Genomic DNA, 19,166 nt, shown 5'->3' with positions numbered 1-19,166 from the left:
TCAGAATAGGGAGACACACAATGACGCAAGAAACCGCAACGGCACCATCTGAAAATTACAACAGTTCGAAGCTGAAAGAGATTTTGATGAACCGGGCCCGTGAGTTCGGAATGCCCGTGGCGCTTATTATGCTAGTTATCTATTTCTCAGCAAGCTCGGATGTCTTTTTGACTGGGCAGAACATGCGCAATGTTGCGCTGCAGGCCGCAGCCTTGGCCGCAGTCGCAATTGGTCAGACGTTTGTTGTTTTAAACGCTGACTTAGACTTGTCCGTGGGTTCCATTGTGGCATTGGTCAGTGTTGTCGCCAGCATGGTAATGGCAGCTTACGGAGCGCCGGTCGGCATTATGGTTGGTCTGGTAACCGGCGCTTTGGTCGGCCTGATCAACGGTCTGGTAGTAACCCGTTTCCGGGTGATGGCTTTTATTGCCACGCTGGCGATGCTGTCCATCGCTCAAGGCGTCGCCTTGAACATCAGCAAAGGTATTCCGATCACGGGCGTGCCCGGTAGCTTTGCCGATATCGCCTTTGCCCGTTTTCTGGGATTGCCGGTGCCGTTCCTGATTTCCTTGGTTCTGTTCGTTGCGGCTGCAGTCACCCTTCACTACACCCGGCTGGGTCGCAACATCTATGCGGTTGGCGGCAATTCAGCGGCGGCGCGCCTGTCCGGTATTCCGGTGCGCAAAACACAGACCTGGGCATATGTCATCTCCGGGATTTGCGCCGCGGTTGCCTCGCTGATCCTGACAGCACGGGTCGGTTCCGGCCAACCCACCCTGGGTTCGTCGCTGGCTCTTGAATCCGTGGCGGCGGTAGTGCTTGGCGGTGTTTCGCTCTTTGGTGGCCGGGGATCGATCATCGGTGTGGGTGTCGGCGTTGCCTTCGTGTCCATCCTGTCCAACGGCCTGAACCTGCTGAACGTGTCTTCCTACACCCAGTTGATGATCGTCGGTATCGCTTTGATCGCAGCGGTTGCAGTCGACCAGGCCATGTCCAAACAAAAATAACCAGCAACAGACACCCAATAAGCGGAGGAACTACTATGTCCAAATCATTTGAAACCGTTACCAAACTGAAGGGGAAGTCTCCCCTATCCTTGCCAAGACCTGGCCTCCTAGCCACCAAGCATATGACATCAAGGAGGAAGACAATGGTTAACTTCGGAAAGTCCGTTCTGACGTGCGCAAGCGCGATGGCTGGGGCTCTGTTGATGACTGCGACAACTACCCTAGCAGCAGAAAGGAAGTTGGGGGTTTCGATGCCCATTCTTGCGGGGCCCTGGTATACCGCCATTCTGTACGGGATTGAGACCAAGGCTGAAGAGCTTGGCTATGACATAGTTGTACTGGATGCAGGCGGCTATTCAAATGTCGACCGTCAGCTGTCGCAGGTTCAGAACCTAATCACGCAGCAGGTAGATGCGATCTTGGTGGATCCTGCCAACCCGAGTGCATTCAATGGTGTGGCCCGCGAGGCCCGTGGCGCAGGAGTTCCTTTGATTGGTGTATCGAGTCCAATTGTCGCCAGCGACGTACCGCCGGACGGAGCTGTTTCTTCCAGCCATTGCACTTTGGGTGAAATGATGGCGGCGGGTGCATGGGAAATCCTTCCTGAGGGCGGCGGTATTGGCGTTCTGGCAGGGCCGGGAGGTGCATTCTGGGCAGAAGAGCGGCTACGCTGTTTCAAGGAAAACGTGGCTGATAGTGGCATCGAAATCGTTGCTGCACTTTCTACGGATCAGGATGTTGCAATTGCTCTTACCACAGCCAATGACATTATTCAGCGGTTCCCAGACGTGAAAATGTTGTACGCCGCTGATGACACTTATGGCATTGGCGCAGCCCGGGCGGTTCAACAGGCCGGGAAGTGCGGTGAAATCAAAGTACTCTTTGCCGTGCTCGGCGAAGCAGCTCAGGATCTGATGGAACAGGGCTGTGTCGACTATGTCGTCGCGCAAAAACCAGTCACAATCGGCTCTCAGTCCGTAGATCTTGCGGACAAGTTGATCAGCGGCAGAGCCGAGCAAGGTGAGGTGCGGACGATTTCACCGGTGGCGGTGTTCCCGAGCAATCTGGCTGAAATCGATCTGACCGAGATCCGTCAGCCCAGTGGCTGGCGCCCATCAAACTAAAGCCGAAACCAGGGCGGGGCTGCGCCGCACCGCCCTAGTTGGCCACATCCTCGCGCATCGGCAGCCCGAGGCGATTCAGCTGAAACCATCAGAATATCTGTGAACTTCGCCCCGGCGAACCAAGTGGTAATCCTAATGACCAAAGTGAAACAACCGATAAAAGTAGCCGTTGGCGGGTTTGGCGCCATCGGCAAATTCGTCGCCAAGGCACTTGATGATGGCATCGAAGGGCTGGAGCTGGCCGCGGTGTCTGCAAGCAATGTTGCCAAGGCCGAAGCGTATATCGCGGAAACCTTTTCCCGTGGCTACAAAGTTATGGCTCTTGAGGAGCTGGCAGATGAAGCCGATGTGGTGGTGGAGTGCTGCCCTGCAAAATTCCTGTCTGATGTGGCTTCGCCTGCGCTGAAGCAAGGCAAGACAGTTGTCGTGATCAGCGTTGGTGCGCTGCTCTCCAACCCGCATCTGGAACAGCTGGCCCGGGAACACGGCGGTCGCATCCTGGTGCCCTCGGGCGCACTGCTTGGCCTGGATGCGGTTCAATCCGTGAGCCAGGGTGTGATCCACGAAATCAATATGGTTACCCAGAAGCCGCCGCTCGGCCTCTATGGCGCCCCGGCGCTTGTGGAGCAAGGGTTCGATCCCACTGCGGTAACGGAACCAACCAAAGTTTTTGACGGTACTGCTGAAGAAGCAATAGTTGGCTTCCCGGCTAATCTGAACGTGGCTGTTGCCCTGGGGCTGGCGGGTTCTGGTGTCAGAAACACCCATCTTGAAATCTGGGCCGACCCCACTGTTGTGCGCAACACCCACACAATTACCGTCAAATCCGACAGTGCGGATCTGACCCTGAAAATCGAAAATATTCCCACCGAAGAAAATCCGAAGACAGGAAAGATTACACCGCTCAGCGTCATTTCTACGCTGCGCAGGTTGTCTGCTCCGGTTGTGATTGGCGCCTGATCTTACCGGCTATAGAACTATGCCAGTCTGCTGGCCTGATCGGCGTTGTTGCAGAACTCTGAGTGCTAAGGATTCACCTCACGAATCCATGCGGTTAGACGGGGCAGATGAACAAGCCCGCACTTGCCCGCTACCGTACGACGAATTGGTCCAGCTACAACGATGCGCTCAGAAAGCGCGGGTCGCTTCTGATCCACTGACCGGCAGGGTATTGCGCAGCAATGTCCCAAGAGGTTGGTTGGACGAAGAGATGACCTGGCTCGCGCCGCCTGATGGCAGCCCCGGTCGCCCTGCGGTTTTCTCGGATGCGGCAATTCAGTTCTGCCTGTCGATCAAGGTTCTGTTCAAGCTGCCTCTCCGGCAGACCGTCGGGATGGTCACCAGCCTTTTGCACCTGGCGGGTCTGGACTGGCCCGTTCCGGATTTCTCTACGCTGTGCCGCCGACAGAGTGAGATGGGACCGTGGCCCCAGTGGGGCCGCGTAAGCCCATAGAACGCTGGCCGTCCAGATCCCATATCGCCGCGCCGATGGGCCGCTGAACCTGCGTCCCCTCTCGGGACATTGCTATGCAATGCCCTGCCGAGCAACGGACAGCACCGGGATCAAGTTCCTTGGCGATGGTGAGTGGCAGGCCCGCAAGCACGGCGTTCAGGGGCGGCGCCAATCGCTGCCCGGCAGTTGATTGCAGAGCAATCAATGAGAGGGGCGCAAGGTTCATCTTGCGATGGATGCTGCCACGTCTGACATCCGTGCCGCCCCTTGTCCGGCAGGCGATTTGCAATTCAAATCTGCCGAGAGGGAATTCACCCCCAGCCGCGACGGCCCCTCTCGTGGTTATGCTGCGCAAACCACTGCCGGGCAGTGGACAGCCCGGTCTTACCGGACTTGTTGGGTCAGTTCCCCGAGGACGAAGACATCGGCACCGTGATCGCCGATGGTGCCTATGACACGCGACGCTGCCATGCCGCGATCCTCGAACGCGACGCGGCCCCGATCATCCCGATCCGCAAGAATGGCCGGTTGCGGAAAGAAGATTGTCCGGCTGCGCAGGTCAGAAACGAAACTCTGCGAGCCACCCGGCACTACGGTCGAGCCTTCTGGAAGCGCTGGACAGGATACCACGTCCGAAGCCGGATCGAGGCAAAGATGCGCTGCTTAAAGGCATTCGGCGAGCGCATTGCCGCAAGAGACCCCGACCGCCAAACCGCCGAGATCCATATCCGCATCGCACTCATCAACCGCTTCAACGCACTCGGCACCGCTGAGATTATCCGCGTCGCCTAAGTTCGGAGGGGAAAGGAGGAGTCAGGCCTCAAGAGCGAGTTCTGCGACAATGCCCATCTGAACCAAAAAAGACATGGTTCGGTGTGGTAATTGAGACCTCTTCTCGGAGACAGGTCGACGAAATGCAAAAAACAGCAGCGAAAGAACATCCTGCGGCGGCGGTGCGCCAGATGGCCGTACCACCGGCGCTGTAGCCTAACAGGCCGCTGAAGAAGTCCGGCCAGCAAGACGCTGTTCTTCCCAACGGGTGAGTTCCCTCATCGGATTTCGGGATCGGGTGGCTGGATGCAGGCCTGTGGCTGCCTCATCCAGCCTCATGCCACCAGCAACCGCGGCAGGCGGGCGAGATTTCCTGCGGCGAGCGTTAGGATGAAGCGCGACCGCACTGCTCGACGCCGCGATAGACGGTCTGGGACATACCACCAACGGTTCTGGCCCAACCAAATACCTCTTCGATCCGCTTGCGGTGCTTCTGGGACTGGGCATAGCCTTTGTGCCGGGTTGTGCGCCCGTCGATTGCTGAATGCCGCGCCTTCCTGGCGACGTGCGGGGTGACGCAGGCCTGGCGGAGATCCGCGACGAATTCGGCCGCATCGTACTCCCTGGCGGCATCCAAGGTCAGTTGCCGGGTCGATCCGGGAGAATGGCGGTGCAGCATGTCCAGCGCGGTCTTGCGCTCGGCGCGGCCGTCAGCCTGGGTCGGGTCGCCTTGCACAACCATCCCGTGCCGGTTCTCCATCAACGCGTGCCCCATAAAGCAAAGCGCCGCACCCGTGCCGGGAGATTTCTTATAGAGCCGTGCGTCCGGGCCGGTGACCGAAGCATGGGTCGCATTCGAACGCTTCTCGCCCTTGAAGTTGACCTCGGGATTTCGGCGGCGGCGGTTGAAACGGGGCATTTGATCGGTCTCGGTTTCGGGTCGGATGGGCTGTGCGACAGGGGCAATGGATGTCTTGGGCGGGTCATCAGGCCCATCATCGCCGGGCGGCGTGCCCGCCGCCTTCGGCCGGAAACTCTTCATCGACGCCCAGGCCTTTATGAACGTGCCATCGACCGAGAAGTGGTCGTCCGACAGGAGCGGCGCGACCTCCCGGTGGGCCAGGATCGCCCTGATCAGCCGTTCCGGCGGGATCAAGGGGCGGCCGAAATCAGTGTAAAGCGCCTGGAAATCGGCATCCAGACTGGCCAGCGCGTCGTTGACCACCTGCCTGATCTTGCGGAGCGGGTGCCGCGCGGGGATGCGGGCCTCAAGATCGACATAGCTGAAAAGCGATCCACCCGCCTCGTCCGTCCCGCGCATCATCACCCCCGCCGAAGTTGTGCTGAGAGTGAATCATGTTCCTCAAGCCGCGTCGAGAGCCGACTTCTTCAGCTGCCTGCTCTCATGATCGTTGTCAACCCCTTGTTTCATAGCCGCTTCTTCCGGCGGGGCCGGTTAGGGCGTGATGTGGATGCGCAGGGTAGGAGACGGAACGGAGACGACGGTTGAGCAAGCTCTCATGCGCGGGTTGGTTACCGCATGACCGTGGTTTCGTCCTGGGGCTGCCTTGTTCTAAGGATCGGGCATCGACAGTGTCGGCCCATAACAGGGCACAAGGGTTCCCCACCGCGTTCCGTCCCCAACCCTGCGCACCGGAAAGGGTCGAGGCGTTGTTGCTCGTGGTCTCCTCAGGCTTTGGCGGGTGAGACGGTGCGGGCGAGCGCCCAGATGAAGCCGACCATCTCGCGCGCGATCGCCGTGATGACCACCACTTTGGCTTTTCCGGTCGCAATCAGATGCCGATAGCGCTGGCACATCCTGAGCTGTCCTTTCAAGGCGATGTCGCGGACAGCCTGCGGCAGCGTCTCCAGCCGGGCAAGGAGCTTCGGGCTGACGCGCGCCTGCATCCGGTAACTCCAGGCGCCCTCGATCAGCGCGCGCCGGGCAAGTCCGCTGCCTGCTTTCGTGATCCCGCCTCGCCGCACGCTGCCCCCGCTGGAATGCTCCGATGGCGTCAGCCCCAGGTAAGCCATCAGTTGCCGCGGATTATCGAAACGTTGGAAGTCTCCGACCTCGGCCACCACCGTCACCGCAACGATGAAGCCGACACCACGCATCGCCTGAATCGCATCAACGACCGGCGCGAGGCTCCAGGTTGGCAAAAGGTCTGCGATTTGCTGCGTCAGGCGCTCGACCCGCGCTTCGGCATCCGCAACGGCATCGATGTAATTCTGAAGGACGATCTGTTGCGCTGGATGTGTGAAGCCCACTGTCGCAAGCCAGCGCCGGTATGCCCCCGTCCAGCCCTTCTTGCCGGGATAGATCCGGCTGTGGCGCAACAGAAAGCCCTGAAGGTGCTGACGCGCCTTGCCTGCCACCCGCATCGCGGTCGCGCGGGCACGCACCAGATCGCGCATCGCCTCGTGCGCCGCATCCGGCACCCAGACCGCCGTAAGCTCTCCAGCTCGATGCAGCTTTGCCAGCATCTCCGCATCGCGACGGTCGGTCTTCACCCGGCCGCCCGCTTTCACCGGGATCAGCGATGGCGCCACTACGATGCAGTCATGGCCCAAGGACGAAGCCGCTCCGCGGCATTGGCGCGGGTGGCTGATGTTCAGCGATGATCTGACAGTGGTGCATTTGGGGAACGGCATTTCTGCCTGACGATTGAGCCCTTCTCAATCATCAGACAGGAGGCTCCCATGACAGAGGAGAGATCAACCCCGCTTCGAGAGCGGATGATCGAGGACATGCGCATCCGCGGGATGGGCGACAAGGCGCAGAAAGCGCATATCCGGGCGGTCAAGGATTTCGCCATTTTCCTCGGGCACCCGCCGGATACCGCCTCACCGGAGGAACTCCGCGCCTATCAACTGCACATGACGGATACAGGGGTCACGCCGGCGACTTTCAACGCCAGGATCGTGGCGCTCAGATTCTTCTTCGGCATGACCTGCGGGCGCGAGGAGATGAAGCGCTACATGCAGTTCCGCACCCAGCCCAGGAGGTTGCCTGTAGTCTTCAGCGTTGAAGAGGTATCGGACATCCTGATGGCGGCGCCGGGGCCCGGGCTCAAATACCGTGCCGCGCTCAGCATTTCCTACGGCGCGGGGCTGCGGGCCGCCGAGGTCTGTAACCTCAAGATCGGCGATATCGACAGCAACCGGATGCTGATCCATGTCGAACAGGGCAAAGGGCGGAAGGACCGGAAGGTGATGCTGTCACCCGGGCTTCTGAGCTTGCTGCGCGACTACTGGCGCGAGGCGCGGCCGGAGGGCTGGCTGTTCCCCGGCAAGCCGAAGATCAACCCGCTGTCGCCACGGCAGCTGAACCGCGCCTTCACGTCAGCGAAGAACATGGCCGGCATCAAAAAGGCCGCCACTCTGCATACCCTGCGGCACAGCTTTGCGACGCATCTGCTGGAGGCCAACACCGATGTCCGGGTCATCCAGGTGCTGCTCGGCCATGCCAAGCTGAGCACGACGGCCCAATACACCCATGTCGCCACCAAGACGATCCGTGACACGGTCAGCCCCTACGAGATGCTGGAGCAGTTGCAGGATCAGACAATCAAGCGAAGCCTGAAGTGACGGGGCACTGGGGTGTCCCGCCCGGGGCTGGAGATTGCTGATATATTCCGTGCCCATGGTGCCGCGTGGCGGCGGGCCAATGCAGGGCATGTCAGCCTGACCCAGCTCAAGGTGATGTCGGCAATCGAAGCCTGCCGGACCGAAGCGCTCGGCGGGCATGTGGCCGGGTGCGCCAAATGCGGCCATCGCCACATCGCCTACAATTCCTGCAAGAACCGGCACTGCCCGAAGTGCCAAGGGCCAGCGGCGCGCGACTGGATGGAAGCCCGCGCCGAGGACCTGCTGCCCGTGGAGTATTTCCACGTGGTCTTCACCCTGCCCGCAGAGATCGCCCGGATCGCCTCCTGGAACAAGCGGGCGGTCTACGGTCTGCTGTTCCGGGCGTCGGCACAAACGGTCATGACCATCGCAGCGGACTCCAAGCGCCTTGGTGCTCGGGTGGGCATGACCAGCGTGCTGCATACCTGGGGATCGGCGCTGACCCATCACCCCCACATCCATATGATCGTTCCCGGTGGCGGCCTGTCTCTGGACGGCGCGAGATGGATTGCCTGCAAGCCCGGGTTCTTCCTGCATGTGCGGGTCCTGTCGCGCTTGTTCCGGCGGCTGTTTCTGGAGGGGCTGATGGCGCTTCACCGCGCCGGGGAGCTGGCCTTCTTCGGCGACCTGGAACCGCTGGCGCAGGCCGATGCCTTCGCAGAGTGGCTGGCTCCTTTGCGCAAGTCCGAATGGGTGGTCTATGCCAAACCGCCCTTCGGAGGCCCGGAAGCCGTTCTCGCCTATCTCAGCCGGTACACCCACCGGGTGGCCATCTCGAACGCACGCCTCGTCAGCGCCGACGCAGGCACCGTGGCATTCCGTTGGAAGGACTACAGGATCAAGCGCGGCGACAGGCAGAAAGTCATGCGTTTGGCCACGCCCGAGTTCATCCGCCGCTTCCTGATCCACGTCCTGCCCGCTGGTTTCCACCGCATCCGGCACTACGGCTTGCTCGCCTCAGCGCAGCGCAAGGCCAACATCGCCCGGTGCCGTGCCCTGCTCGGGACAAGGTGCCCGGCTCAAGAACCGCCAGAAGCCGCCGAGGTTCTCCCGCTCACCCTGCGTGAGCCATGCCCGTGCTGTGGCGGAACAATGCATATCATCGAGATCTTCCGGCGCGGGCAAAAACCCCGGTCGCGCGCGCCACCGCGGAAGGAGGCGGCATGACGAAACGCCCGTCATTCCGGTATTGTGAACACCGGGCATCCGCAGCCGCCCGGCTGTCTCCATTTACGCCTGTACTCTCCTGCAAGCTCAGAACCACGCCGAAACGCCGCTTTCGTCGCAGCAATTGTCCGGAGGCCCCCGTTAAGAGCATCCCAACCGGCATCGGAATGCCTCCGGCTTGGCCGCTGGCTCCAACCGCAGACCCCGCCGTCTGCGCTCTTTCCCCATAGACAGCCCCAAGAGTCCCGCGGCTTCCACCTTGGGAGGTTTTCCAACGCGGGCCGATGTCGCGCCAAGCCGCACCCTCACACCGCGGCCCGCATCAGAAAACCTTCACCATCTCGACAAGTTGGCGATAGAGGCCATAGCCGCAGGGGCCTGCTTCATAGCAGAAATGCAGCCGTGCCCCCTTGGCCGTCAGCTTTTCGACCAGTTTGCGGACCTGATCAGGGCGGTACGTCACCTTCCCTAGGTGGCGGACTTCTCCGCCCCGTACACCCTCTGCAATTGCAACCGAGATTGTCGCCTTGTGGACATCCAGACCGATGAACGTGCTATCCTGCATGTGGTCTCTCCCCCATTCTTGAGGCACGGCACCCGCCAACCGGGCGCAACCCTCGAACGGAGAATGCCGCGGGAGAGGCCGCTAACCCAGTCTGTTCAGAAACCGATCATGGGGTCTAATCCAACGGAACCGTCACTCAGGATTTGTCTGAGAACCCTGACAACTTCATCCATTCTACCACGGCGAAACAAATGTCGGTGCAATGCTTCTCCGGTCAAACCCGCTCGACCGCACAACTCATTTAGCGCCAGCCTAATCACGCAGTTGGGGCTTGCGAAGCCCGCCGACAAGCACTGTTCCTGCGTTGGTTGATTGTGAATGTCTGTGACCACATAGATCTTCATGCCCTCGCAATATTAAGTGATCGCGAAATCTGCAATCCTGCCCTTGGTGAAACTTCATCGCTTTACTGCATGTTCAAGAACAGTTTGACCGCAAAGCCAATGAGTATGACACCGGAGATTTGCCGGAACCTGTCATATCTTGTCGGCGTCATAAGACGCTTCCGGAAGATGTGCGCCAGTGTCGAATAGGTGCTGAGCGACAGGATGGACAGGCCGCAGTAGGTCAGGATCAGAATACCCGCTTGCGCCGCCAATCCCTGCTCCAGGTCCAGAACCTGAGGGAACAGAGCCATATAGAATAAGAGTGCTTTGGGATTGGTGGCGGCCAGCAGGAACGCTTCTGAGAACAGTGCTCGGGCTGGCACGACCGCATCGGTTTTTGAGGTCAAAGACAGGGTTTCATTCCTGATCAATAAGTTGGCGCCAAGCCAAGCCAAATAGGCGATACCGACCCATTGAAAAAGAACCCAGAGCAAGCCTGAGGCCATAACAAACGATGTGATGCCCGCCGCACAGACGGCCCCGCCCAGGGCCAGACCCAACGCGTTGCCAAATATTGTGGGCGCAACCTGGTTCATGCCTAATTGCATTGCACGCCTGACTGTATTCAGGTTTGCTGGTCCCGGCGTCACAATGTTTACGGCAGAGATTGCCGCAAAGGATATCCAAACTGCCCAGTTCATGGTTGCTCTCAGCTATAATGCCATCTCACGGCAAAATAATATGTGTGCGCGCAAATGTGCTTCCTAAAACGAAGGCAATCAGATGAGTTTCGCCGTGAAAAGGGAGGCGATATGCGATAATAGCATTAGTATGGAAAATGTACTTGATGATCTTGATCGCGCCGTTCTTGCCACTTTGGTCGGGGATGCGCGCATTAGTTGGAAAGAACTCGCCTCTGACGTGGGTGTCTCGTCCCCAACGATCCGGGATCGCGTTCGGCGACTAGAAGACAGAGGTGTTATCCAAGGGTTCTCGGCTGAGATTTCACCAGCTGCCTTGGGATATTCGCTAGAGGCTGTTGTGCGGTTTCGCCCGCTCCCCGGGAAGCGCCATCTGCTTGAGCAGCGGATTCAGGAAACGGAGAGGATCGTGCAATGCGATAAGGTTACGGGCGAGGATGGGTTCGTGGCCCGCATACTTCTGAGGCACATTGGTGAACTGGACCCCCTGCTTGAAACATTCGGGCGGATGGCAACGACCAACACATCAATCGTAAAGTCGAGTCCCGTCAGAATGCGGCCTCCCCCATTTTAGAGCCATGGACGAAGCCGCTCCGCGGCATTGGCGCGGGTGGCTGATGTTCAGCGATGATCTGACAGTGGTGCATTTGGGGAACGGCATTTCTGCCTGACGATTGAGCCCTTCTCAATCATCAGACAGGAGGCTCCCATGACAGAGGAGAGATCAACCCCGCTTCGAGAGCGGATGATCGAGGACATGCGCATCCGCGGGATGGGCGACAAGGCGCAGAAAGCGCATATCCGGGCGGTCAAGGATTTCGCCATTTTCCTCGGGCACCCGCCGGATACCGCCTCACCGGAGGAACTCCGCGCCTATCAACTGCACATGACGGATACAGGGGTCACGCCGGCGACTTTCAACGCCAGGATCGTGGCGCTCAGATTCTTCTTCGGCATGACCTGCGGGCGCGAGGAGATGAAGCGCTACATGCAGTTCCGCACCCAGCCCAGGAGGTTGCCTGTAGTCTTCAGCGTTGAAGAGGTATCGGACATCCTGATGGCGGCGCCGGGGCCCGGGCTCAAATACCGTGCCGCGCTCAGCATTTCCTACGGCGCGGGGCTGCGGGCCGCCGAGGTCTGTAACCTCAAGATCGGCGATATCGACAGCAACCGGATGCTGATCCATGTCGAACAGGGCAAAGGGCGGAAGGACCGGAAGGTGATGCTGTCACCCGGGCTTCTGAGCTTGCTGCGCGACTACTGGCGCGAGGCGCGGCCGGAGGGCTGGCTGTTCCCCGGCAAGCCGAAGATCAACCCGCTGTCGCCACGGCAGCTGAACCGCGCCTTCACGTCAGCGAAGAACATGGCCGGCATCAAAAAGGCCGCCACTCTGCATACCCTGCGGCACAGCTTTGCGACGCATCTGCTGGAGGCCAACACCGATGTCCGGGTCATCCAGGTGCTGCTCGGCCATGCCAAGCTGAGCACGACGGCCCAATACACCCATGTCGCCACCAAGACGATCCGTGACACGGTCAGCCCCTACGAGATGCTGGAGCAGTTGCAGGATCAGACAATCAAGCGAAGCCTGAAGTGACGGGGCACTGGGGTGTCCCGCCCGGGGCTGGAGATTGCTGATATATTCCGTGCCCATGGTGCCGCGTGGCGGCGGGCCAATGCAGGGCATGTCAGCCTGACCCAGCTCAAGGTGATGTCGGCAATCGAAGCCTGCCGGACCGAAGCGCTCGGCGGGCATGTGGCCGGGTGCGCCAAATGCGGCCATCGCCACATCGCCTACAATTCCTGCAAGAACCGGCACTGCCCGAAGTGCCAAGGGCCAGCGGCGCGCGACTGGATGGAAGCCCGCGCCGAGGACCTGCTGCCCGTGGAGTATTTCCACGTGGTCTTCACCCTGCCCGCAGAGATCGCCCGGATCGCCTCCTGGAACAAGCGGGCGGTCTACGGTCTGCTGTTCCGGGCGTCGGCACAAACGGTCATGACCATCGCAGCGGACTCCAAGCGCCTTGGTGCTCGGGTGGGCATGACCAGCGTGCTGCATACCTGGGGATCGGCGCTGACCCATCACCCCCACATCCATATGATCGTTCCCGGTGGCGGCCTGTCTCTGGACGGCGCGAGATGGATTGCCTGCAAGCCCGGGTTCTTCCTGCATGTGCGGGTCCTGTCGCGCTTGTTCCGGCGGCTGTTTCTGGAGGGGCTGATGGCGCTTCACCGCGCCGGGGAGCTGGCCTTCTTCGGCGACCTGGAACCGCTGGCGCAGGCCGATGCCTTCGCAGAGTGGCTGGCTCCTTTGCGCAAGTCCGAATGGGTGGTCTATGCCAAACCGCCCTTCGGAGGCCCGGAAGCCGTTCTCGCCTATCTCAGCCGGTACACCCACCGGGTGGCCATCTCGAACGCACGCCTCGTCAGCGCCGACGCAGGCACCGTGGCATTCCGTTGGAAGGACTACAGGATCAAGCGCGGCGACAGGCAGAAAGTCATGCGTTTGGCCACGCCCGAGTTCATCCGCCGCTTCCTGATCCACGTCCTGCCCGCTGGTTTCCACCGCATCCGGCACTACGGCTTGCTCGCCTCAGCGCAGCGCAAGGCCAACATCGCCCGGTGCCGTGCCCTGCTCGGGACAAGGTGCCCGGCTCAAGAACCGCCAGAAGCCGCCGAGGTTCTCCCGCTCACCCTGCGTGAGCCATGCCCGTGCTGTGGCGGAACAATGCATATCATCGAGATCTTCCGGCGCGGGCAAAAACCCCGGTCGCGCGCGCCACCGCGGAAGGAGGCGGCATGACGAAACGCCCGTCATTCCGGTATTGTGAACACCGGGCATCCGCAGCCGCCCGGCTGTCTCCATTTACGCCTGTACTCTCCTGCAAGCTCAGAACCACGCCGAAACGCCGCTTTCGTCGCAGCAATTGTCCGGAGGCCCCCGTTAAGAGCATCCCAACCGGCATCGGAATGCCTCCGGCTTGGCCGCTGGCTCCAACCGCAGACCCCGCCGTCTGCGCTCTTTCCCCATAGACAGCCCCAAGAGTCCCGCGGCTTCCACCTTGGGAGGTTTTCCAACGCGGGCCGATGTCGCGCCAAGCCGCACCCTCACACCGCGGCCCGCATCAGAAAACCTTCACCGAAGCAGACATTGAACTGATTGGGGTCGCTTTGTCCGCGGTTTGTGAATCGGTCAATTCAAAATCGCTGCGCTATGCATGAACGGCAGGTCTCTCCGCCGCGCGGCGACACCTAAAATTGAGCGTGTGCAGAAAAATCTGTGCTGCCAGCGCGCGCAGCAAAATTTTGACACTTCCGCTGTGGGCTCAGTGCCGCCGATTGCCGACGCAGCAAGCACCGCGATAGGGGCAGGACGGAACCGGCCATCGGCGAAATGGGCTAAACCCTTGAACTTTAGCTGTGACTTTCGCAAGGCGGTCGTTCATGTCTAACGAGCCGACTTCCGGGCCGTAGGCGGCGAAATTGGGTGAAGAGCCCATCGTGGCTGATGCTGCATCGCAATAGCCGGATCATGAATTCCCCCTTTACAGCCTTCTGATCCTGTGGCTGGCTCAGCTTAAAGTTGGAAAGGTAATTTCATGGATTTTCAAATTTGGCTGGCTTTCGTCGCGGCTTCCACAGCACTCTTACTCATTCCTGGACCAACAGTCCTACTCGTTCTCAGCTACGCGATCAGCCAAGGCAAAAGAGTCGCCCTTGCGACCGTGGGCGGCGTTGCTCTAGGTGACTTTATCGCCATGTCTGCGTCGCTTGCTGGGTTGGGGGCTTTGGTCCTTGCGTCAGCGACTCTGTTTACTGCCCTAAAGTGGATTGGTGCAGCGTATCTCGTTTTTCTTGGGATCAAACTTTTCCGAAGTGCATCAACAGCTTCGTTGGGCGATTTGGAAAGGGTATCGCAAACCAGCGCGTCGAGCGTGTTTGGCCATGCTGCCGCTGTAACGGCTCTCAATCCGAAATCTATCGTGTTTTTTATCGCGTTCGTTCCTCAATTTGTTGTCTTGGACACACCGCTGCTGCCTCAGTTTGCAATTCTCGTAGTAACGTTTGTCGGACTGGCCGCCATCAACGCGCTCGCCTACGCGCTCTTGGCCGACAACTTGCGAGCAAGGATTGCCCGCCCTTCGGTTTTGGCTTGGTTCTCACGTTCGGGCGGCTGCTCCTTGGTTGCAATGGGTGTGGCGACGGCAGCGTTCAAACGTGCGCAGTAGACGAGGCTGAACGGCAGCAAACTCCGGCACCTTTCGGGCTCAAACACCGTGCAGCGAAAGGACGGTTCGAAACTCGGCGGGATCGATACGGCTGAACGGCTGGTTCGGTGAAATTCGCTGCATCGCCGAAAACTCGTAACCGCGCCTGCAAACACTTTCTGCGCAAGAGAAAGCGGCAGGATCAAATGTCCGCAAAGTCCCGCTCTTCGTTAGCAGGTCCTGGCTGCAGTGAAAGAACGGTCTGAATTCCGCGTCTCAGAGTGGCTTTGAATGGCCGGTCTCGCGACATCGGCTGCAACGCAGCGATGAGCGTGCCGCACCTGCAAACGATTGCTGCGTCAGCAAGCACCCGTAGCCGCAATGTCCGCAGAGTCCGGCACTGTGTAAGTTCACCGGTTCCATAACCTCGCGGCCGCAGCGAACGACCGGAACGGCGGGCTGCACCGCAGCACAAAACCTCGGCTGGCTACGTCAAACGACCGAGTTTGCAACGCCCGCTTTCTGCGTATCGCCGCCGTTCGTGATCGGCGCGGCGAAGGTCCGGAATCCGCCGAAGCCCTCAGAACCATTTTGCAGGAAATCTCAATAGTAACTGATCGAGCTCATCGTTCTGATCCGGCTCGAGTTCGGATCGTAGCTCTTGCATTGAGGGCTCCCTACCCCAACGTTTCTCATGCACGCCCTTTATTGAGAACAGGTTCACGCGGCGCTTCAAAATGGTTGCGATGAAACCGTGTGTTTTGCGGGTAACTGCGATCGAAGATGCTCGGTAAGGCCGATCCATTGACGTGATGTTATGCGGGTTTGGCCGCGATGGGAACGCAACACTGGAAAAGAGATCAATCGGCGCCCTCCCGCCCTGACCGGATTTCAACAGCACGTTTGCAAAAGCCATAACAAAGTCAAGGAATTCACTTTTGTTCTTGGTTTCAGACCGCTCCGACAGGCTCCTTTCGAGTGCCATTTCCAGTTGGATTGCCCCGTTCCAAGCAATCTGTACACGCCGGTTGTTATGCAGTCGCAGAGTGGTCGAGGCAAACATATCAGGCAGGCCAAGCTGCGTCGAATAGAGTGAGCCGCATGCGCTACACGCGAGCACAACGTTGGCGCCGTCAAAAACGAATGCCGTCTCTGCCTCGCAATCATAGCAGGCCAGGCAATGAGTGGTAAGCGGTCTCCTATGAACTAGGCAAAACGTCTGTGTGATCAACCTCCAAGACAATCGCATGAATTGATCGTGGCCATCGAGTTGGTCGCGGAGAACGCAACGTGGACACCACGCGAAAGAGGGTGTCGTGCTGAATTGGTCAAAACCCAAATGAATCCCCCCTGCCCGCCTCAACCACTTGGTATGAACGCCAGGTTTTGCGCCGGGGAAGGTGAGCAACTCCAGCCTGCGCTTCGCAGAGTCCAGCGCATTGTTCAGACCTGCTAGAATGGCACCTTGATCTAGTGCGTCCAGATCTTCAGGAAATCTTGCGATGTCCTGGTAGCTATCTGACGGAAAGAGCCTGCGAAGGTAGGACCGGGGATCAGTCGAATGCATTGCAGCCGCGCGGCTTACGAATGAAGTCAGGCTTTCCATCGCATAGGGTGTGACGCTCATATCGATAGCCCTTGGTCCCGAAAGCTAATCCACGTGTCGAAATCCAGGCGCTCACTGCCAGACACAATCGCATAAATTGCAAGGCCGGTGAGCACTTGCATCACGCTTTTGCAGATACCATGGGTCCGGCTGATAATTGCCTTGCGAAGTTTGGGATCGCGCGACAGAGCCCCCTCTTCTCTAACCGGACACCATCGTTCAAACCCTTCAAGAAACTCGATGAAGTCATCCTCGCTTGGTGTCCAGGCCCGATACTGAAGGTGAACTGATCGCCCTAAAGTCTGTTCGTCTTCCAATGCCCATCGCCATATGCGCGGAGCTCCTGTAAGGATGACCCTGATATCGTATTCGGAAATCAGGTAGTGGACGTAATTCTGATACGATATCAATTGATGTTTTTGAAAACTGTAGGCGCGGTGAAAATCCTCCAAGATTACGAGCCGCGTTTTCAAATGCCCTAATAACTCGAGGGTCTTTGGGTAAGAGGATCGGCGTGTCATTGCGCCGTATCCTGGAATGTCGAGGTTCGTGCGGAGTGCATCGCAATAGTCAATGAAGTCACCGCTCGGATGGATGAGCTGGTTCACGAGCGGAACCGTGTGCCTGCCGCGTCGCCTACTCGTCTTTGGGGGGTGCTGTGCTGCAAATTGCTTGATAATTCGGGTCAATCCCATCCCAGCCGGGGCGGTTATGAATACAAGCTTGTTCTCGCAGTCTACCGGCTCACGGATCAGTTCATCCAATCGATCTCTAAGCGCGCGAATAGCTGATGTTTCAAAAAACGCCCCGGTGCGAACGTAATGAATTCGCTCGGGTACCGGCGCCTGCGACATGTCCGCGAAGTGTTGAGATGGCGTTTTTCTCATGACAACTTCCTCGGCACAGAAAAGCCTCGTGGCCCACTAAGATCGCGAATATCGCAACCTTGTGATTGAGGAAGTGCTTCGAAGTGGCTAACTGCCTTCTTTCGTCGATTTGCTTCCGACAAGATTTGCTTGCGATAGTCGTGTGCAGCGACGGGGTTGGGCACGTTCATCGCTGCTTGCAGCCGTTCTTCTCTACGTTTTCGTTGTTCGTGCCAGTCATCTAAAGACAGAGGATTGCGCGGAAAATGCTCGCTTCTGGCCTCATGAAAGATTTCTTCATCTGCACTGATGTGCACCATCCGAATGTCAGTAGGGTCGTACTTGAGCATGACATCTTTCACGCCGCAGCTTTTCATCTTTTGCAGCTGCTCTGAACGATAAAACATTCTAAATAGCTCTAGACCTTCCCGCTGAATCTTGCGTCTCTCAAATGGAAGAAAATCAAGCCGAAACCGATCCGGGTCCTTTGGCAGCCGCGGCTGAGAACCGTTGTCCCGCCAGCCGGCGTTCCAAGCGTTCATGGGCGAAGTTAGCAGTCGGCGCTTCTTGTCGTGCACGTAGTCTCGAAGGATGAACTCGAGCAGGAGCCTTTCGACATCCAACAAAGTCAGTTGCGCCTGCTTCTCAGGCTGATAGGTTCCCTTTCTTTCGACGTTCGAAAACGTAGTTCCAGGAAGGGTTTGAACATACGCTTGGATTGTTCCAATGAAACCTTCGATGTTCCCGCCGAGATGTGGCTGTGCCACTGGGCGGAAAATATGCTCAACGCCGTATTGCTGCAGACCCCAGTTAAAGGGCATTGACTTTAGATCGCTTCCATTGTCACTGCTGATCACGAGCGGCAATCCGTATACTGGCCATTCGTAGCGAATACCCAAAGCGTCAAGATATTCAGCCTTCGGAAAAACAGACCGGTGAAATGCTTTCATGAGGTTGATGGCTGACGGTGCCTCCATCGACAAATATATTCCCGTCGGCATTGCGGTGGCGATATCGAGTAAAACAGTTAGGTAAGGCCTGCCAACGCATTCTCGCGTGTCAGGATCGACGACCATCACGTTCAATACCGAGTGATCAATTTGAACGACGGCAAGCGGGTCATTTACAACATACCTACCGCGGATAATCTGATAAGCCTGACGTGCTGCCTTGCTTCCATATCGTTTCAGCTTGAGCACTCGATCCGGAATCGTGTTTATCCTGTTGGTCAAAACGGTCGTTGAAATTTCAGGCAAACCAAGAGACGACAGTTCTCGGTTAATTGCTTTATGCGCTTGCGCCAGAGCGATCTGATTTCGTTTAAGAAATTCTTTGCGAAGGTGCTCGTGAATTACCTTCTCTTGCTCGTCACTGAGCATGACGCTCATTTTTTTGGGGCCAGGCTTCAATCTGCGTAGCGCGCTTGCACGGTCATCGTTTTGCGCTTGTTTTAAAAGCCGATATGCTGTGGATCTCGAGATACCGTGTGCGCGGCAAAAGTCCCGCACAGCTGCCGTGGATTGAAACCCACCTTGAATGTATGGTGCAAGGCCTCTGCGAAGCGCAAATGCCCTTGCCCACTCCCTTTCTTCTCGAGAGGTGCCCTCCTTCGGCATGATCGTCACCCTTTCCGCCAGGCACACCTGCAGGCTCGAAAACTTCGAGTGGCAGCCTTGACTTTGAGATTTGATTGGAGAAGATCGAGATGACGTATTCGAGAAGTCATTCGATCTTTGTGAAAG

13 protein-coding genes and 4 pseudogenes are annotated in these 19,166 nt (G+C 58.6%); 10 read left to right on the top strand and 7 right to left on the bottom strand.

Translation table 11 applies throughout. From position 1 onward, the window contains the following. Nucleotides 1–20 precede the first annotated feature (20 nt). The 4 genes and pseudogenes from K3555_RS23535 (at nt 21) to K3555_RS23520 (ending at nt 4,376) form a co-directional block, all read left to right on the top strand. Nucleotides 21–1,007 (top strand): ABC transporter permease, encoded by a 987-nt coding sequence (locus K3555_RS23535; protein WP_260009268.1) that lies wholly within the window; start codon nt 21–23, stop codon nt 1,005–1,007. Between the two features lie 203 nt (nt 1,008–1,210). Next, nucleotides 1,211–2,131 (top strand): substrate-binding domain-containing protein, encoded by a 921-nt coding sequence (locus K3555_RS23530; protein WP_260009266.1) that lies wholly within the window; start codon nt 1,211–1,213, stop codon nt 2,129–2,131. 135 nt (nt 2,132–2,266) lie between these two features. Beyond that, nucleotides 2,267–3,091, top strand: coding sequence for an aspartate dehydrogenase (locus K3555_RS23525; protein ID WP_260009264.1), 825 nt, complete (start codon nt 2,267–2,269; stop codon nt 3,089–3,091). A 107-nt stretch (nt 3,092–3,198) separates the two neighbouring features. Next, nucleotides 3,199–4,376 (top strand): annotated as a pseudogene (locus K3555_RS23520) (IS5 family transposase). Nucleotides 4,377–4,690: 314 nt separating this feature from the next. Here K3555_RS23520 and K3555_RS23515 read toward each other — a convergent pair. Then, nucleotides 4,691–5,676 (bottom strand): annotated as a pseudogene (locus tag K3555_RS23515) (IS5 family transposase). Nucleotides 5,677–6,044: 368 nt separating this feature from the next. Continuing rightward, nucleotides 6,045–6,935: pseudogene (locus K3555_RS23510) on the bottom strand (IS110 family transposase); the annotation flags it as partial. A 123-nt stretch (nt 6,936–7,058) separates the two neighbouring features. On the opposite strand from K3555_RS23510, the gene K3555_RS23505 reads away from it, so the two are divergent. Together K3555_RS23505 and K3555_RS23500 are read left to right on the top strand one after the other, a co-directional pair. Continuing rightward, a complete protein-coding gene (locus K3555_RS23505) occupies nt 7,059–7,946 on the top strand; it encodes a site-specific integrase (protein WP_260005203.1) in 888 nt (295 codons plus the stop codon). Nucleotides 7,947–7,958: 12 nt separating this feature from the next. After that, nucleotides 7,959–9,152, top strand: coding sequence for an IS91 family transposase (locus K3555_RS23500; RefSeq protein ID WP_260005205.1), 1,194 nt, complete (start codon nt 7,959–7,961; stop codon nt 9,150–9,152). A gap of 337 nt (nt 9,153–9,489) precedes the next feature. Here K3555_RS23500 and K3555_RS23495 read toward each other — a convergent pair. Then, a pseudogene (locus K3555_RS23495) lies at nt 9,490–9,717 on the bottom strand (IS110 family transposase); the annotation flags it as partial. A gap of 406 nt (nt 9,718–10,123) precedes the next feature. Further along, a complete protein-coding gene (locus K3555_RS23490) occupies nt 10,124–10,744 on the bottom strand; it encodes a LysE family translocator (protein WP_260009259.1) in 621 nt (206 codons plus the stop codon). A gap of 82 nt (nt 10,745–10,826) precedes the next feature. Here K3555_RS23490 and K3555_RS23485 point away from each other — a divergent pair, with 82 nt between their 5' ends. The 4 genes from K3555_RS23485 (at nt 10,827) to K3555_RS23470 (ending at nt 14,973) form a co-directional block, all read left to right on the top strand. Then, entirely contained in the window at nt 10,827–11,318 is a 492-nt protein-coding gene (locus K3555_RS23485; protein WP_311200066.1) for an Lrp/AsnC family transcriptional regulator, read from the top strand. A 135-nt stretch (nt 11,319–11,453) separates the two neighbouring features. Continuing rightward, nucleotides 11,454–12,341 carry a site-specific integrase gene (locus K3555_RS23480; protein ID WP_260005203.1) on the top strand — a complete coding sequence of 296 codons (888 nt, stop codon included), beginning with the start codon at nt 11,454–11,456 and terminating at the stop codon, nt 12,339–12,341. A 12-nt stretch (nt 12,342–12,353) separates the two neighbouring features. Further along, nucleotides 12,354–13,547, top strand: a complete 1,194-nt coding sequence (locus K3555_RS23475) for an IS91 family transposase (protein ID WP_260005205.1) — start codon at nt 12,354–12,356, stop codon at nt 13,545–13,547. Nucleotides 13,548–14,343: 796 nt separating this feature from the next. Beyond that, on the top strand, nt 14,344–14,973 hold the full coding sequence (locus K3555_RS23470; protein ID WP_260009258.1) for a LysE family translocator: 630 nt from the start codon (nt 14,344–14,346) through the stop codon (nt 14,971–14,973). A gap of 559 nt (nt 14,974–15,532) precedes the next feature. Here K3555_RS23470 and K3555_RS23465 read toward each other — a convergent pair. Genes K3555_RS23465 through K3555_RS23455 form a run of 3 tightly spaced genes read right to left on the bottom strand, consistent with a single transcriptional unit; the run spans nt 15,533 to nt 18,812 of the window. Next, complete coding sequence (locus K3555_RS23465) at nt 15,533–16,579, bottom strand: TniQ family protein (protein WP_260009256.1); 1,047 nt, start codon at nt 16,577–16,579, stop codon at nt 15,533–15,535. Next, a complete protein-coding gene (locus tag K3555_RS23460; RefSeq protein ID WP_259993015.1) occupies nt 16,576–17,445 on the bottom strand; it encodes a TniB family NTP-binding protein in 870 nt (289 codons plus the stop codon). The genes K3555_RS23465 and K3555_RS23460 overlap by 4 nt, the downstream gene beginning before the upstream one ends. Next, nucleotides 17,442–18,812: a Mu transposase C-terminal domain-containing protein gene (locus K3555_RS23455; protein ID WP_260009254.1), complete on the bottom strand. Its 1,371-nt coding sequence runs from the start codon at nt 18,810–18,812 to the stop codon at nt 17,442–17,444. Before K3555_RS23455 ends, K3555_RS23460 begins: the two co-directional genes overlap by 4 nt. Nucleotides 18,813–19,166: the final 354 nt, after the last annotated feature.

The sequence above is a fragment of the Leisingera sp. M527 genome, assembly GCF_025141525.1.
Classification (GTDB): Bacteria; Pseudomonadota; Alphaproteobacteria; order Rhodobacterales; family Rhodobacteraceae; genus Leisingera.
This window is presented reverse-complemented; position numbering and strand designations above follow the sequence as displayed.